The sequence below is a fragment of the Ralstonia sp. 1138 genome (assembly GCF_040544795.1).
GTDB classification, from domain to species: Bacteria; Pseudomonadota; Gammaproteobacteria; order Burkholderiales; family Burkholderiaceae; genus Ralstonia; species Ralstonia flatus.
The window spans coordinates 550340-566140 of sequence record NZ_JBEPKQ010000001.1 but is presented as its reverse complement, the minus strand read 5'-3'; the positions used below and the strand labels follow the sequence as shown (position 1 = coordinate 566140).

The window sequence follows — 15801 nt, the reverse complement described above, 5'->3', positions numbered from 1 at the left end:
CACGTTTTTCCGTAGGCATGCCGGCCTTGAAAAGGTTGTTTCGTGCAACTATATTGGTTGCACGAGGCAACTAACCGAGGCCCGGCATGGACATCATCGAAGCCCCCGCGCAGTCACGCGAACAGACCATCCGCGAGCTGCGCGAGGTCTCGCGCAAGCTTGTCCGCGAACTCGGCTTCATGCGCAACACGCTGGCCGAGAGCGACCTGCCGCCCTCTGCCGTGCACGCGATTCTGGAGATTGCCGGTGCGCCCGGCATCCAGGCGCGCGATCTGGCCGAACGCCTGCGGCTGGACAAATCGAGCACCAGCCGCCAGGTCACCCGGCTCGAATCGGCTGGGCTGGTTGAACGCCGCACGTGCGCCGACGATGCCCGATCTTCCGAACTGCATCTCACCAAAAGCGGCCAGCAAATGCGCCGCAAGATCGACGCATTTGCCTCCGAGCAAGTCTCCAATGCGCTGCGCCACCTGACGCCGGCAGACCAGCAACGGCTCGTCGCGTCGCTGTCGCAGTACGTCGGCGCGCTGGCCGATGACAACGACCACAAGCCCGCCCAGGCCTCCGCCGATGCCGGCCCGCAGATCGTGCAAGGCTACGTGCCGGGGTGCATTGGCGACATCGCCGGCCTGCATGGCCGCTTCTACGCGCAGCACTGGGGGTTTGGCGTGTTCTTTGAACGCCGCGTCGCCAAGGAGTTGGCCGACTTTGCGCAAGCCTTGCCCGACCCCGACAAGGCGCTCTGGCTCTGTGTGGAAAACGGCCGCTGCCTCGCATCGCTGGCGATCGACGGCAATCCGCACTATCGTGCTGCACACCTGCGCTGGTTCATCGTGGACGATTCCCTGCGCGGCACCGGCATTGGCCGTAAGCTCATGTCGCAAGCCATGCGCTTTGTCGACGAGCGCTTTGACGAGACCTACCTGAACACCTTCAAAGGCCTGGATGCCGCCCGCCATCTCTACGAATCGTTCGGCTTTCAACTCACACAAGAAGAAGCCGGCACGCAGTGGGGCAGCACCGTAACCGAACAACAATTCCGCCGCCGCAAACCGGGCTGACCTTGCGTCGCCCCAGGCGCACAAGGAGACCGCACGTGACATCGCAACTCAACCTGGATGCCTACTTCAACCGCATCCAGTGGGGCGGCAGCACCAGCCCAACCTATGACACGCTGGCGCAACTGGTGCGCGCGCACATGCGGCACATCCCGTTCGAAAACCTCGACGTGCTGCTCGGACGCGGCATCCGGATCGACCTGGAAAGCCTGCAGAACAAGCTCGTCCACGCGCGCCGTGGCGGTTACTGCTTCGAGCACGCCACCTTGTTTGCGGCTGTGTTGGAGCGGCTTGGTTTTCAGCCGACGCGCCATTCGTCGCGCGTGGTCCTGCTTTCCCCGCGTACGGAGGCACCCCGCACGCACATGTTCCTGACGGTGCCGCTGCCCGAAGGCACCTTCGTCGTCGATCCCGGCTTTGGCGCACTGGCGCCTCGCGTGCCGGTGCCGCTGGATGGCACGCAAGCCAACATCGACGGCGAGCTGCACTGGATGGTGCGCGACGAAGACCGCTGGATACTCCGCGCGCAAGTGCGCAGCGACACGCCCGTCGACGCCTGGGTCACCACGATGGAGCAGGACTACCCGGTCGATTTCGAAATGGCGAACCACTACACGTCAACGTATCCGGCATCGCCGTTCATTAATCGCATCCTGATGCGCGCCCTGATCGACGAAGGCCGCGTGACGGTGATGAATCGGGATGCAACGATCTGGCGCGGGAATACGCCGCACAGGTTTGAGCTGGAAGACCGGCGCGCGTTGCGCGGGCTGCTGGCCGAGTACTTTGGGATTGATCTGCCTGAGGTGGAGCGGATGCGGGTGCCTGGGGTGGAGGGATGGAACTGAAGAGAACGGTTTGTCAGTCACGCCCCGTGTGCTCCGGAATCGCTATCTCAGAGGGGGCATCCACCGACCTCCAGCGGCGAAAACGCTGAGGACTGAGGTGTGCCGTCCGCCCACGATGTCAGGGCCGGTTCTGTAGGAATTTGCGAAGAATATCCGCAGTCTGTTCCGGATTTTCTTCAGGAAAAAAGTGACCGCCATCAAGCGCATGACCTTCGACATCGCACGCAAAATGCCGCCAAAGCTCCAGTGGCCCGCCCGCGTCTTGGTACCACTTTTCTATTCCGCCATTCTTGCTCCACACGGCAAGCAACGGGCAGGTCACCTTCTTATGTGCGGCCATATCGGCCGCATCATGCTCACGGTCGATCGTTGCGGCCGCTCGATACTCCTCACAAATTGCATGAACTCGCGCGGGATCACGTAAGGCATCCACATATGCCTGTCGCACGTCTTTCGAAAACGTGTCAGGGCCGGTTCCCCACTCGCTCAATGCATGAGCGATCACCGCGTCCGGTGCTGCCGAAATCAGTTGCTCAGGAAGCGGTGACGGCTGAGATAACAATGACCATGGCCAGAAGGCCAATGCCAATTTGGCGTCGGCCCTCTTCCAGACAACCTCGGTCGGCAAGATATCGAGCACAGCAAGGTGGCGGACAGATGCCGGAAAATCCAGTGCCATACGGTGTGCAACGCGGCCACCTTGATCATGACCGACGACCGCGAAATGTTCATGGCCGAATCTTTGCATGAGGCCAACCATGTCTCTTGCCATTGCCCGTTTGCTATAAGGCGCGTGGTCCGGGGTGGAATCAGGACAACTGCTCTTTCCATATCCGCGCAGGTCTGCGCAGAACAGTTCATGCTGATCGGAGAGTCGTGGCGCGATGTCCCTCCACATTAAATGTGTTTCGGGAAAGCCGTGAAGCAGAAGTAATGGCGGACCAGAGCCGAGTCTTTTGACAAAAATCTCTGCTTCGCCTGTATTGACGGTCACGCCTGGGACGCTATTGAAAATCATGGCGCCTTGGAGAGGACGACGGGCGGTTCATTATGAACCCAGCACCCTGTTCTTTTTCCTCCGAGAAATGTCACTCTCCGAGAGTTTTTCTCTGGACGTGCGGCACGGATCGCTTAGAACAGCTGCGTCGCCTTTGGTGAATCGTGAAGAGAGCAAGAGGGCGTCAGATAAAGAAGAAAAACGGCGCTCGATAAGTCACGCCTGTGCCGATCGTGTCGAATGCGCCCGAACACACCTCGACCGCAAGCGTCCCCGCCCGTCTCGGGGTCGCGTTACTGCTGTTTTAGTTATTTCTTACGGTTCGCGCGCTGAAGCACGCTCAACACATCCCACCGGAACAAGTCCACCGTCACACCATCCAGGGCGCTCAGCATGAACGCCCCGATCGCGTCCATAAAGCCGGCCTGGAATTCGAGGGCCTTGTCCTTCAGGAAGAACTGCTGGTGACAGCGCAACGTCTGTGGCTGGAAGTTGCGGTGCATCTTCATGTCCATCCGCGCCTTGTGCAGATATTCCTTGGCCGCCAAGGCGCCCTGTGCGTACAGGAGGTTCTCAGTGATGTTCACGGTCATCGGGCACCCCCGGACGGTGGCCGTTGCGCGATGCAGGTGAGATAACAGCTTGCGGGGCAATGCCCGCGTGGGAAGGGTACAGCTTGGGTCGGTTGATCCATTGTCTTGCCCTCTGGTTGATTGAGGAGCCACCCACCTGTGAGGGTGGGCGGGCACACGACAAGGTCTGCAATACCGATCAACTACTCCAAAACCGGCAGGGCCGAAGCCCTCCCTGCCGGGCCCGCCCATGAGGACGAACGACGGCACGCGAGGGCTATAACGGCACTCACGGGAATAGTTGAATTCGGGATTGCAGTCCCGGCTGCGCCTGGTTTGCGCGAGCGGGACAGAGTTTAGGGGTGGCAAGCGGCGGCGGCAAGTTGCGGTTTGTGGCAGTGCTTGGGGCATCCGCCGAGTCCAAAACGCCGAGAGCCGGGTTCCGGACTCGAATCTCCGAGTTCCGAACTGCAAACGCCGGGCAAAAAGCCTGACACGCTGGGTTCCGAGCCCCAACCGTCGAGTTCAGAACCTCAACGGTGGAGTTCAGAACCTCAATCGCCGAGTTCAGAACCTCGACTGTGCCCAAAAAAGCATCATGTGTTGCTGAAAAAAGCAGCAAGCGCGAGGCAAAAAGGGTCGCGCGTCGGGTTCAGAACCCCATGCTTGGCGTTCGGAACGCCGTGGGTCGAGGTCAAAGGTCCGACCTATTGCTGAAAAAAGCAGCAACGGCGAGGCAAAAAGCCTCGCGGTCGGGTCTTGGAGGGCCGAGCGCGAGGGTTGGAGGCCGGGGCTTGGAGGATTAATCCTCAATGGCCCCAAAAAAAAAAGCGTGCCGTCAGGCACGCCCATGGTGAACGGTCCGCCGGATTCCGCACGCTGTCTTGGCAGCGTGCGGACCGGCCGGATTGCGCTTCGCCTTCGCGCTTAGTTGTAGGTGTAGACCATGCTCTTGAGGCTGTTGTCGAGCATGCGGTAGTTGAACAGCACCGAGCGCGTGCCCGAGCTGGTCAGCGCCGGCACTTGTTGCGGGTTCGGCAGGTTGATGACCGCCGATGTCGTGCCCCGGGCCACATTGGTTGTGGCGCTGTAGGTGCCCTTCGTATCCACCGTCACAGCCGCACCGCCGATCTGTTGTGCAGACGGGTTCTGCGCCCAATCCAATGCCAGCGAAGACAGCACGCCGTTCGTGGCGGCATTCGACGGATTCAGCGCCGCGAGCGTCTGGTCGCCCGCCGTATTCCACGGCAGGTTCACGGCCTGGGTTGCCTGCACCAGGTCCGTCAGCAGCGTCTTGCTGTAGACGCGATCAGGCGTGGTCTGCGAGCCGTAAAACAGTTCGACCTGATACCGCGCACCCTTCACGACGGGGTTCGGATCCAACGTATCCGACGCCGGCTGCGCCCATACCGGATTGTTTGCACTGCCCGGCGGGGTGGCCAGCGTGGCGGCGGCGCTGCCGGTCAAGCCTGCGGTGCGGGCCAACCAGAAGTTCGGGCAGTTGTAGGTCGTTGTGGAGCTGCTGCAACGCGTGGTGCCAGGCACGGTACCGGTCTTGTTGCTCACATCCATGTACACCTGGGTGGGCTCGTTGCTGTCGCCGGTGGGGGCGATGTAGACGAGACCGCTCGTCGGCAAGCCCGGGCCCTTGATCCGCGCAAAGCTCAGGCTGCCGTTGCTGTTGACGCTGCCCGGGCCTTTGGCGTTGATCCAGAACTGGATGCCCGTCTGGAAGTGGCTGTAGCTGTTGCTATTGGCACTGGTACCTGCAAAGGTCGGGTTGACCTGCTCGATCCGGCGAACTTGCAAGCGGTCGATCACCTCCACCGGTTGTTGGTTGCCCACGACCCACCACTTGGACGGATGCGCGTTCGACGTGCCCGAGGCGATGTAGCGCACCATCAAGATGATGTTGCCCGGATTGCCGTTGGCGTCCACATACTTGGCGTTCAGCACGGCTTGATCCGGCAGCGGTGCCGACATCGGGGACACGGCAGTCGGTACCTGCGTGTTCGAGCCCGGATAGAAAGCCATGACTTCCGGCACGTTGAACTGGGCGCCCGTCATGGCGTCGCTGTTCAGCAGACTGAAGATCCACTGGCCGAACGCATAACCGTTGTGCAGGAACGCAATGCCGCCGGCATTGCTCGGGTCCGATGCAATGTTCTGGCAGGCCGGCGCCAGCGACGTCACCTTCGGGCCGCCTTGCGTAGCGGGCACGGTGAAGTCGGTCCCGAGCACGCGCTGCGAGGCCGGCAGTGCAAAGCAGGCCGTCAGCGCATTCGCCAGCGCTTGTGCGCCTTGCGGCAGGCTCGAAACATTCGGCGCCGGTGCGGGCAGCGTCGAGCCGCCGCCGGTGGCGGTGGCCAGCGGCACGGGCGTGCCATCGACCGTACCCAGTCGCAGTTGGCCGGTGGCCGGGTCCTTCGACACCGTCACCACGTCCAGGACTTGGTCGGCCGTGTTGCCGACGCCAGACGCGGTGGCAGCGGAAATGCTGGTGGCAAACGGGTCATAGTTGGCCGGCGCACCGATGGCGGAGAGCACCGACGACAGCTGCGCCACGACGTTCGCCGTGACGGCCTTGAGCGCATTTTCGTCCACCGTCTTTGCGTTGACCAGCGTCAGCGGATTTCCGTCCGAAGCCAGTTGCGCCAGGATGGCAGTCGTCAGCGGGGTGGCGTTGAGCGTGAGCGGCGTGCCGGCCGGTGGCGTGGTCGTGGTCACGCTGACCAGCGGCGCGCTATTGCCGGTCGGGTCGGTCACGACCACGAAGAACGGTGCCGTCTCGCCAGATTTGAGCGTGCAGGTGTACGTGCCGAGAGCGCTCGTGGTGATGGCAGTTTCAACGCACGGCGAATTGCCGGTGCTGTTGGTCACGACAACGTTGGCGTTGGCGAGTGCGCTACCTGTGGCCGCGGTGCCGGTCAGCGTTGCGGCTGCAGGCGTGGCGGTGTTGGTGCCGCCCGAAGCAGCGCTATCCGACCCGCCGCCACCGCAACCGGCAACCAGCGTGACGGCGGCCAATGCAATGGCCGTCGCAGCCGAACGCATTTGCCAGAGACTCTTGGCATACCTTGCTTTCATCAAAAACCCCCCTGTTTTGTTTTTTCAAGACGATGCGCAAATGGCCGCTTTCGATAAAGAAAGGCGTTTGCAGCAACGTCTGTATGTGCGCGGGCGCGTGCGCTCGCGCAAGCGGATGCTAAGGAAAAACGTGGGGGGAATCCATCCCTACATCGTGGGATAACCGTTTGGTTAGGTGACGATCGCGCTTATTTCATCTGCATGAAACAAGCAGCCTTCATTAGCTTGGCTGCTTTAACTTTGGCGGCAGCGATGGGCTGATTTACCTGGCCCCGCGAATCGCTTGAATCCGCTCCGCCTGCCATCCCGCCAACGCAGTGCGCGCCTGGGCTTCCTCTTCCTGAGACGCCTTCCGGGTTTGATAGGGCGACGAACTGGCGGACAAAATCGGCGCGGAATTGTGGATGTCGTCAGCAAGCCAGCTCAAGTAATCCCGACCTTCGTCGCGATACCGCTGAACCTCCGCCGCGGTCAGGCGAATCATGAAGCTGTAGCCGAAAGCGCCATGATTGCAATTGGCATCGAGATACAGCGCGCCATTCGCTTCAAATAAAAACCAGCTCTGCGGTTCGTGGTCCAGCACCTGCATTGGCGTCTCCCGAGGCGAGGGGGGTTTGTTTCGCGAATGGCGATCAACTGTCTGGCATTTGAGCGGCAAAGCCACTTACGCGGTGCCCATGGGAGCCGCTGGCGCGCCGGTCGGCACTTTATATCGGTTGTAGCCCCAGAGGTATTGCTGAGGGAAGCGCCTGACCATCTCTTCCATTTCTGCGTTGATCCAGGCGGCCTGGGCTTCAGCATCGTCGGGAAGCGGCCCGGTGAGGCGCTTCACGTGCATCCGCCAGCCACGCCCGCTGGGCAGGCGCTCGCCGGCAGCGATGACGAGGGCCGCGTTCGTCTGCTGGGCCAGCTTGCCCGGCAGCGTCATCGTGTACGCCGGCCGCCCAAAGAACGGTACCCAAACGCCGTCGCCCTTCGGCGCCTGATCGGGCAGAAGACCGACCGCATCGCCCTGGCGCAACGCGCGTACAAACGAGCGCACGCCTTGCGATGTTGCCGGCACTGTCGTCAAGTTCGACGTTGCGCGCACGGCGTCCAGCAGGCCGCGCAGCACGGCTTTGCGATGCGGGCGGAACATGATCGTCAACGGAATGCGTTGCGCCGCATAGCGTGCAGCCAGTTCAAAGCAACCCAGGTGGGGCGTCAGCATGATGAGCCCATTGCGTTCGGCCAGGGCCTCGTCGATGACGCTCCAGTCCTCGCAGATGACTTGCGCCATGCATGCATCGCTTTGAAACCAGACCCGCGGCAGTTCGCTCATCATTGCGCCGGTTTCGGCTGCTGCCTGCCGAGCAAAGCGGGGCGCGTCGAATCCGGCCTGAGCGGCATTGCGCTGAACGTGGCGGCGATATCCACCGGGTAAGGCATAGAGAAGCCGGCCGCCCGCACGCCCGATGCCGTGAATGACAGGCAGCGGCAACGAGGCGAACAGCTTCAACAGAACAGGTAGCGCGCGCTGGGCGAGCTGCGAACGGCGATGCACGGTGTTGCACTCCTGGAGTGGGTTGCCTGACATGCCGCCAAGCGTCTTTTCAAAGCCTCGGTTAGGGCGCTTGCTGATCGAGCGACCATCCGGGGTTGGGCACGTTCTTGCCTTCGCGATAGATCCAGTTCGCGCCGCACGTGCGGCAGATGAACGTGCTGACCGTGACGGCCGCAGCCTTTGAAACCTTGATGCGCTGGGTGTCTGTGATTTTCAGGAAGGCATGGCCTGGCGCACCAAGCTGATGGACTTCAATCGCAAGGCAAGCAGGGCAGAGTGTCATGCCGATTCCTCTTTCAAATAACGTGGATCTGATATGGCGCGGACGCCCTCTACACGCCGAAGACCGGTGCGCCGTACTTCAACAGCAATTGCTCGATCTGGCTCATGTCGTCGGTGCGCGGTGTTCGGTCTTCTGTCACGCGTGACGGTCCACCATAAACCGCGGCCACGTGCCTGCGTACGGTCAGCACATCATCGGCCGGTGGCGCGACGATGATTGCCTCACCCGGCACGTGGCGATAGCTGCCATCTTTCCAGCCATCGGGGGTCAGATGCAACTCTTCCCATTCTTCGCTAACGGACATGGTGATTTCCTTTGTTGATGGCTTGCGCGGTTCAGGTCTTGTTGTGATGAGGTGCCAGGCGTGCGATGGCGGCTCTGCCAGCAACACGGGCGGCATGCCTTGCAAGCGCTTCGGTGCCATGCACGTGATGGCGCATCGAGACGTTGGCGAGGATGCGTTCCGCACCATCCCTGTACTCGTTGATGAGGTAGGTGGCGAACCAGACGCCGGGTTCTTGTTCAATTGGGTACACGGATACCGTGTACGGGGAGTCGATTTTGTTCAATACACTGCCAAGGTTTCGGGCGAGAGCGGTTGGCAGGCTTGGAGCGCTTGAGCGAACCAATGCCTGAGGACAAGCGACGCCGCGATGGATAGGACCAACGCTTTCGGGCCATGCATGCAAAGGCACGGCGCAAGCGATTGGAAAACGAGGTGACCGTACTTGCGTATGTGGCGCGCCAGTACATGCACGCCACATGCGGAGCGGATAAACCGCCGGTCAGTTAGGTGATGGGCCGCGTGGCCCAAGAGGATTCGGGTGTACGCCCGACGGGTGACCAGCGTTTTGTATGTCTTCTTGCTGGGCAGCCAGCCCGATCGGTTCGAACAACGGGCGAAGGTTGCGCATGGTAACAGCTTCTCGTAACGCGTGCGCCGTCTTGCGCGACATGTCGGGGCGCACACGTTGTTTTTTCCCGTCTACCTCGACTGCCCGTCCACTGAGCGCCCACAACATGCTGTTCCGTGGCCGGAAAGATCGTCATACCGCCGTCCATGGATGGGAGTACAGTGGCACACCGACAACGGCGCGCCGGATCATGCTTCCGTTGTTACGAAAGCACGGTTGCCCGCACTTTTGATCGCCGCGCTCGGTGGTTCCTCCTGGGCTGATCACGCCCTGCACACTGTCATCCTCGCCTGTTCCGCACACGGACGCCTGCCTGCTGATGCTCCGACTCGCGATGTAAGTCATGGAGATCCGTGATGCTCGACCTTGTCGCGTTTACCAAGCCGGTGCTCGATGAAATTACCGGGCAGGATGTGCGGACCTGGAGCGCCGGCCCCGGCGTGCTGGCGGCAAACTGGCAGGTGCCTGAGCTGGGTAGCCGCATCTGGCGTGTGCGAACGCTGAACATCGCATTCACGCACGATGTCATGACTCAGTTGACGCACGCAGATCGGCAAGACCTCTGTCAGCTGCAGTGCGGGCTTGACCGCTTTCTGCGCGCGCGTCTGGGCATGCACGCGCAGGCGCATCCGGACGATCAGACGTTCGTGATCACCGTCGACCATCTCGGAGTGGATTCCTGACCCTCAGCCAATCGGTGGATGCACGTTGGCGAAGACGTCATCCCGTTTTTGTTGTCCTTTCCCCCCGAGCTTTTTTGATAGTGCGTTGGCGAGGGGTGCCGTGCATGACCACCCAGGAAACAACATGACTGTCGCGTCCGACAACACGAGCTTTCTTTGCACACTCCCCGGAGCGGCAAAAGGCATGGCGTATTCCATCACCGTCGGCTTTATCTGCGATGGGCAGCCGAGCTGTGTGCAGTTCACCAGTTTCGTGGGTAACGGAAGACGGTCCTTCAGGGTAGTAGCGAATACATCGGATCTGGCATCGGTGGCCACCAGTAGCGTTGAAGCCTTGTGCCGCCTCGCCATCGGGCAAGTGATCCGAGACAGCCTCCACGAAAAAACGGCACAAGGCGACCATGCCCTCGATATGAGTGTGCAGCCTTGGTTGGGAGATCTGAGACCGGCGGGATCCCGTGGCGTACAAAGGCCGCTTCGTCCGCATTTGCTTGTTCGCGAATAGTTCTATGGAGCCGGCATAAAGAGCGTACAGTGGGGCCACCCCTTTCAACGGAGATTGCTGTGGACGCCTATCCGATTTGCCGCTACAAGGGGTTCGATGTTTACCCCCTCATCTACCTGTTTGATGCCCCTCGTGAATGGCATGAGCGGCGTCCGGACCGGTCGTACAGTGCCTCCGTGTTGATCTGTGACGAAGGCGAGCTGCCAAGTACCGAACACGCTCGTATTTTCGCGTTGCCGGCCGACCATTGGGAGAGCATCGGCGTGGCCAAACGGGCAGCGACGAAGATGGCCGAAGCCATCATTGATGGCTTTGTCCCGGGGAAGTCGATCCAGTCGATGCCCAAGTAGTTTTGTAGTGGGGCGGGCGCGAGCGTGCACGGATTGCCTATCTGCTGCCTTACTCTACGCCGCCGCCAACGCTGGCACTTCCAGCTAGCGCGATCCACCAAAGAGCTGACTGACCACGCCGCGCAGCCAACGGTTGCCGGCTTCGTGGTGATACCGGGCATGCCAGTGTTGCCGCACGGCAAAGCCCTCCACCGGAAATGGACACGCGCGAACGGCCAGGTCATTGGCCTGTGCGAGCGTCTCGCCTATGTGGCGGGGCAGCGTGGTAATCAAGTCCGTCGTCTGCACAATCGCACCCAGCCCGAGAAACCCAGGTAGCTCCAGCACGACTTGGCGCTCGATGCGCTCGCGCGTCAGCGCCTGCTGGAGAAGCTGCGCCCCAGTGCCCGCGGTGACGGCGATGTGCCCCTCTGCGCAGTACTGCTTCACGCCAAACCGGGTGCGGATTCTGGGGTGGTGGCGGTTGGCCAGGCATACCCAGTCCTGCTCATACAGTTGCTGCTGGTAGATGCCGCCGCTCAGCCAGGGCACGTAGCCGATTGCAAGGTCGGCTTCGCCGGATTCGAGCGTGCGTTCCGTATTGCCGTCAATTCGGGCAGCTTCCAGCCGGACACCGGGCGCCTGCGCGCGTACATGCGCCAGAAGACGCGGCAGCAGCGTGATGTGGCTCGCGTCTGTCATGCAGATGCGAAAGCGCCGCTGCGCCGTTGCAGGGTCGAATGCAATCTCCCACGCAGTAAAACGCCTCAACGATTCGAGGATTTCCCGGCACGGCCCGATCAGGGCGTCGGCCTGCGGCGTCGGTGCCATGCCGCCCGGTGTGCGGATGAAGAGCGGGTCGCGCACGTAGTCCCGCAGACGGCCGAGCCAGATGCTGACGGTGGGCTGGCTCTGCCCGAGCTGTTCGGCCACGCGGCTGACGTTGCGCACGTCGTAGAGCAGGTCGAACAGCTGCAGCAGCTTCAGGTCGGGCAGATCGGCCAGCAACGCAGCACTATTGTCCATGGCAATAACGGTATTTGGATCATTGTATTGTCAGTATAAGTGCCGGCTCCTATCGTGCAACCACATGACAAGGAGACGCCATTGAAGATTGCGATTCTGGGCGCCGGCGCACTGGGCTGCGCCATCGGTGCCGCGCTCACGGAAGCTGGACATGAGACCTGGCTGATCAGCCGGTCACCGGCGCACATCAACGCCATGCGCGGCGAGGGCCTGCGAGTTGACGACGCGCAGGGTACGCGCCGCATCCCGGTGCTGGCAGCCACGGAAGCGGCAGAGGTTGGCGTAGCAGAACTGGTGATCGTGCTCGTCAAGTCCTTCCAGACCGATGCGGCCATGCGCGGCGCGACCGCCCTGGTCGGGCCCGATACGCTGGTGCTGTCGTTGCAGAACGGCCTGGGGCATGAAGCAATCCTGGCGGAGATCGTGGGCCGCGAACGGGTGCTGGCGGGCAAGACCTACGTGGGCGGGGTGTTGCGTGGCCCCGGTCACATTCAATCCGGCGTGGTTGGCAAGGCAACGTACATCGGCGAACTCGACGGACGCCTGACACAGCGTGTGCAGGCCATCGCAGACGCATTCAACGCAGCCGGGCTGGCGACCACCGTCAGCGACAACATTGTCGGCACCATGTGGGACAAGCTCCTGGTGAACGTTGCCACAGGCGCGCTGACCGGCATCACACGCCTGACCTACGGCCAGCTCTACGAAGAGGCGCTGCTCAAGGCCACCTCGCTTGCGGCGGTGGCCGAGGCGATCGCGGCGGCGCAGGCCGCGGGCGTGCGGCTATCGATGACGGAGCCGGAGCAGGCCTGGACGCTTGCCGCCGAGGGCCTTCCCGCGGCGTTCAAGACATCGATGCTGCAAAGCCTGGAGAAAGGGTCGATCACCGAGATCGATTTCATCAACGGTTCGGTCGTGCGCTATGGGCAGCAGTACGGCGTGCCGACACCGGTCAACGCCACGCTGGTCGCTTGCATCAAGGGCATCGAGCGCGCGATGGCTGACCGTCAACGCGAGGAGACCACCGCATGAGCGCCCCCAAGGCCTATCTGGAACACGTTGCCATCTGGGTGAAGGACATCCACTGGCACATCCGATTCTTCGAGGACGTACTGGGCATGACCCTGCGCGAGATCGACGGCACGCCGCAAGCACCCCGGCAGTACTGGACCCTCGGCGGTCTGCAGTTCATCCACGCCCCGGAGTTCGAGGGGCCGGAGGGCCGGCTGGCTCACCTTGGCGTGATGTGCGAAGACCTTGAAGCGGCGCTGGCCCTGGCACAGGGTTTCGGCGTAAGCGAAATGCCGCAAGGCCGTAACTGGCTGCGCTTGCCGGACGGTCTGGCGGTCGAACTCATCCAGGCCAAGCCTGCGTCTTGCGTGGCGCAGGCGCTGTCGATCAACCCACGTGCACAAGCATGAACATGACCATCGTCGAAAAATATTGGGACGACGCCCACGAGGGCGACACGTGTGTGAGCCCCAGTTACACCGTCACGAAGGAACGCATCCTCGCTTACGCAGACCTCACCGGTGACCACACGCCGGTGCACGTGGATGAGGCCTATGCCAATGCCAGCCACTTCGGCTGCATCGTCGCGCATGGTTTGTTCGGGCTTTCGATTGCCGACGGCTTGAAAACGCAGAGCGACTACCGTTTCCTGCCCGGCATGTCGCTCGGCTGGACCTGGGATTTCCTGCTGCCGATCAAGGTGAACGACGTGCTGCACGTGAAGTTCCGTGTCGGGGAGATGCGGGCAAGCAAGAGCCGTCCGGGCTGGGGCATCGTCGTGCTGCCATCGGAGCTGATCAACCAGGACGGTCAGGTGGTGCAACGCGGCGAGCATCGTTTGATGGTGCCGCGCCGGCCGGGAGCGTTCTGATGCAGGCCCGTCCTCTGGAAGGTATTCGCGTTGTCGACTACAGCCACTTTCTCGCCGGTCCTTACGTCGGCCGATGCCTGGCCGCGCTCGGCGCTGAAGTGATCAAGGTCGAGCGCCCCGGCACCGGTGATGCCGGTCGCCAGCACGCCACCGTGCTCGACGAGCAGCAAAGCGGTTATTTCCTGCAGCTCAACATGGGCAAGCGCGGCGTGAGCGTCAACATGAAAGACCCGCGCGGCAAGGCATTCATGCAGCGGCTGTGCGATTCCGCAGACGTGTTCATCGAGAACTACCGGCCCGGCGCGCTGGACAAGCTCGGGCTGGGCTATGCCGAGCTGTCGGCGCGCAATCCGGGCCTCATCTATTGCTCGATCTCGGCCTACGGACATACCGGGCCGGATGCGCATCGCGCCGGTTTCGGACTGATTGCCGAAGCCAAGAGCGGCATCATGCAGATGGTCGGGACGCCCGGCGAGCGGCCGCCGCTGTTGCGCATCTCGCTCGGTGACATGTACACGGGCATCCACGCCGTTGCGGCCATCAACGCGGCCTTGCTAGGGCGCGTGAAGAGCGAGCGCGGACAGCACATCGACATGGCGCTGTACGACACGCTGGTGTCGATGCATGAATACGCGGTGCAGTGCTACACGCTGCAGGGCGTGCTGCCCGAGCAAACCGGCCACGACATGCCGACCTCGACGCTCTACGGCGTGTTCCGTGCGGCGGACGGTGACCTCGTCATTGCCGCGCAGGTGGACGACGCGTGGAAGCGCTTCGCTGCGCTGGTCGAAGCGCATGGCGGGCCAGCGGGCTTTGGCGCCGACACGCGCTTTCATGCGAGCGCCGGGCGCAACGCGCACCGCGCGGAAATCCTCGCTGTGGTCGAACCCTGGGTTGCTGCGCGTTCGGTGGCATCGGTGCTGGAACTGCTCGATGGCATCGATGTGCCATGCGCGAAGGTGCAGCGCATCGACGAGGTGCTGGCCGATCCGCAAATCAAGGCGCGAGGCATGGTGGTCGAGCAACAGCACCCACGCTACGGCACGTTGCGCCTGCCAAATCTGCCGTTCAAGTTCTCCGATTGCGATACCACCGTCCGTGACGTGGCGCCCGACCTGGGCGAGCACAACGCCGAAGTGGCGCGCGACCTGGGCTTCGACGCAGACGAGATCCACGCGATGCAGGCCGAAGGCGTTCTCTATTCGAAGCGAGTCAATGATGACTGACCACTATGCGGTGATCGGCAACCCGATCTCACACACCAAGTCGCCGCTCATTCACGGCCTCTTTGCGCAAGAGGCGAGGCAGGACATGCAATACACGGCCATCGAAGGTCCGGTCGAGCCGGATACCGCGTTTGCCGATGTCGTGCGCACGTTCGCCGCGGGTGGTGGCAAGGGCATGAACGTTACGGCGCCGTTCAAGCTCAAGGCGTTTGCAATGGCCGACGAGCGCAGTGAGCGCGCAGCGTTGGCCGGTGCCGTCAACGCAATGAAGTTTGAAGGCGGCCGCATCCTCGCCGACAACTTCGACGGCATTGGGCTCGTCCGCGACATCGAGATCAACCTGGGGCTGCCCATGTCCGGCAAGCGCGTGCTGATGCTGGGGGCGGGCGGGGCCGCGCGCGGCGCCCTGCTGCCGTTCCTGGAGGCCAAGCCGGCGGAGTTGGTCATCGCGAACCGCGATGTCGCAAAAGCGCAGGCGCTGGCCGCGCAAGTCGCCGGGCGCGCCGTGGTCGTCGCCTGCGGATATGCCGACCTGGAGGGAATGGGCCGCTTCGATCTGGTGGTCAATGCCACCTCGGCCAGTCTCACGGGTGATCTGCCGCCCGTTCCGCCAAGCATCTTCCGCCCCGACGGGATGGCCTACGAACTGGCGTATGGCAAGCGCCTGACGCCGTTCCTGCGGCTTGCCCGAAACGCGGGAGTGCGCAATCTCGCAGACGGTGTCGGCATGCTGGTCGAACAGGCTGCCGAAGCATTCGTCTGGTGGCGCGGCGTGCGTCCGGACACGCGCCCGGTGATCGATCGGCTGACCGTCCCGCTAGATTGAGTGAATCGACCACGGAGGCTCG

Annotated in this window: 19 protein-coding genes; 10 read left to right on the top strand and 9 right to left on the bottom strand. The window is 62.5% G+C overall.

The window, feature by feature from the left end:
* The first annotated feature begins 86 nt into the window (after positions 1–86).
* Together ABIC76_RS02445 and ABIC76_RS02440 are read left to right on the top strand one after the other, a co-directional pair.
* Complete coding sequence (locus tag ABIC76_RS02445; protein ID WP_354532856.1) at positions 87–1061, top strand: helix-turn-helix domain-containing GNAT family N-acetyltransferase; 975 nt, start codon at positions 87–89, stop codon at positions 1059–1061.
* A 35-nt stretch (positions 1062–1096) separates the two neighbouring features.
* Positions 1097–1906, top strand: coding sequence for an arylamine N-acetyltransferase family protein (locus ABIC76_RS02440; RefSeq protein WP_354532855.1), 810 nt, complete (start codon positions 1097–1099; stop codon positions 1904–1906).
* Positions 1907–2024: 118 nt separating this feature from the next.
* Here the strand turns inward: ABIC76_RS02440 and ABIC76_RS02435 are convergent, their stop codons facing one another.
* The 8 genes from ABIC76_RS02435 to ABIC76_RS02400 form a co-directional block, all read right to left on the bottom strand.
* The gene (locus tag ABIC76_RS02435; protein WP_354532854.1) at positions 2025–2924 is read right to left on the bottom strand and encodes an alpha/beta fold hydrolase; all 900 of its coding nucleotides are present in this window, start codon (positions 2922–2924) and stop codon (positions 2025–2027) included.
* A gap of 287 nt (positions 2925–3211) precedes the next feature.
* Complete coding sequence (locus ABIC76_RS02430) at positions 3212–3496, bottom strand: hypothetical protein (RefSeq protein ID WP_354532852.1); 285 nt, start codon at positions 3494–3496, stop codon at positions 3212–3214.
* A gap of 906 nt (positions 3497–4402) precedes the next feature.
* A complete protein-coding gene (locus ABIC76_RS02425; RefSeq protein WP_354532851.1) occupies positions 4403–6529 on the bottom strand; it encodes a hypothetical protein in 2127 nt (708 codons plus the stop codon).
* A 295-nt stretch (positions 6530–6824) separates the two neighbouring features.
* Positions 6825–7151, bottom strand: coding sequence for a hypothetical protein (locus ABIC76_RS02420; protein ID WP_354532850.1), 327 nt, complete (start codon positions 7149–7151; stop codon positions 6825–6827).
* Between the two features lie 75 nt (positions 7152–7226).
* Positions 7227–8105, bottom strand: coding sequence for a lysophospholipid acyltransferase family protein (locus ABIC76_RS02415; RefSeq protein ID WP_354532849.1), 879 nt, complete (start codon positions 8103–8105; stop codon positions 7227–7229).
* Between the two features lie 61 nt (positions 8106–8166).
* Complete coding sequence (locus ABIC76_RS02410) at positions 8167–8388, bottom strand: hypothetical protein (RefSeq protein ID WP_102066037.1); 222 nt, start codon at positions 8386–8388, stop codon at positions 8167–8169.
* A gap of 49 nt (positions 8389–8437) precedes the next feature.
* Positions 8438–8692: a translation initiation factor 1 gene (locus ABIC76_RS02405; RefSeq protein WP_102066038.1), complete on the bottom strand. Its 255-nt coding sequence runs from the start codon at positions 8690–8692 to the stop codon at positions 8438–8440.
* Positions 8693–8723: 31 nt separating this feature from the next.
* Positions 8724–8957: an isochorismatase gene (locus tag ABIC76_RS02400; RefSeq protein ID WP_102066039.1), complete on the bottom strand. Its 234-nt coding sequence runs from the start codon at positions 8955–8957 to the stop codon at positions 8724–8726.
* Positions 8958–9658: 701 nt separating this feature from the next.
* On the opposite strand from ABIC76_RS02400, the gene ABIC76_RS02395 reads away from it, so the two are divergent.
* The 3 genes from ABIC76_RS02395 (at position 9659) to ABIC76_RS02385 (ending at position 10840) form a co-directional block, all read left to right on the top strand.
* Positions 9659–9985 (top strand): hypothetical protein, encoded by a 327-nt coding sequence (locus ABIC76_RS02395; protein ID WP_354532848.1) that lies wholly within the window; start codon positions 9659–9661, stop codon positions 9983–9985.
* Positions 9986–10109: 124 nt separating this feature from the next.
* On the top strand, positions 10110–10490 hold the full coding sequence (locus ABIC76_RS02390; RefSeq protein WP_354532847.1) for a hypothetical protein: 381 nt from the start codon (positions 10110–10112) through the stop codon (positions 10488–10490).
* Between the two features lie 59 nt (positions 10491–10549).
* The gene (locus ABIC76_RS02385) at positions 10550–10840 is read left to right on the top strand and encodes a hypothetical protein (RefSeq protein WP_354532846.1); all 291 of its coding nucleotides are present in this window, start codon (positions 10550–10552) and stop codon (positions 10838–10840) included.
* An 84-nt stretch (positions 10841–10924) separates the two neighbouring features.
* Here ABIC76_RS02385 and ABIC76_RS02380 read toward each other — a convergent pair whose 3' ends face one another.
* A complete protein-coding gene (locus ABIC76_RS02380; RefSeq protein WP_354532844.1) occupies positions 10925–11845 on the bottom strand; it encodes a LysR family transcriptional regulator in 921 nt (306 codons plus the stop codon).
* An 81-nt stretch (positions 11846–11926) separates the two neighbouring features.
* On the opposite strand from ABIC76_RS02380, the gene ABIC76_RS02375 reads away from it, so the two are divergent.
* From ABIC76_RS02375 to aroE, 5 genes are read left to right on the top strand one after another with little or no spacing between them, the layout of a single operon-like run.
* Complete coding sequence (locus tag ABIC76_RS02375; protein ID WP_354532843.1) at positions 11927–12877, top strand: ketopantoate reductase family protein; 951 nt, start codon at positions 11927–11929, stop codon at positions 12875–12877.
* Positions 12874–13266, top strand: coding sequence for a VOC family protein (locus tag ABIC76_RS02370; protein WP_102066045.1), 393 nt, complete (start codon positions 12874–12876; stop codon positions 13264–13266). Before ABIC76_RS02375 ends, ABIC76_RS02370 begins: the two co-directional genes overlap by 4 nt.
* Before the next feature lie 2 nt (positions 13267–13268).
* Complete coding sequence (locus tag ABIC76_RS02365) at positions 13269–13727, top strand: MaoC family dehydratase (RefSeq protein ID WP_147217952.1); 459 nt, start codon at positions 13269–13271, stop codon at positions 13725–13727.
* Positions 13727–14953: a CaiB/BaiF CoA transferase family protein gene (locus tag ABIC76_RS02360; RefSeq protein WP_354532842.1), complete on the top strand. Its 1227-nt coding sequence runs from the start codon at positions 13727–13729 to the stop codon at positions 14951–14953. The genes ABIC76_RS02365 and ABIC76_RS02360 overlap by 1 nt, the downstream gene beginning before the upstream one ends.
* Positions 14946–15779, top strand: a complete 834-nt coding sequence (gene aroE, locus ABIC76_RS02355) for a shikimate dehydrogenase (RefSeq protein WP_354533532.1) — start codon at positions 14946–14948, stop codon at positions 15777–15779. The genes ABIC76_RS02360 and aroE overlap by 8 nt, the downstream gene beginning before the upstream one ends.
* The last annotated feature ends 22 nt before the right edge of the window (positions 15780–15801 follow it).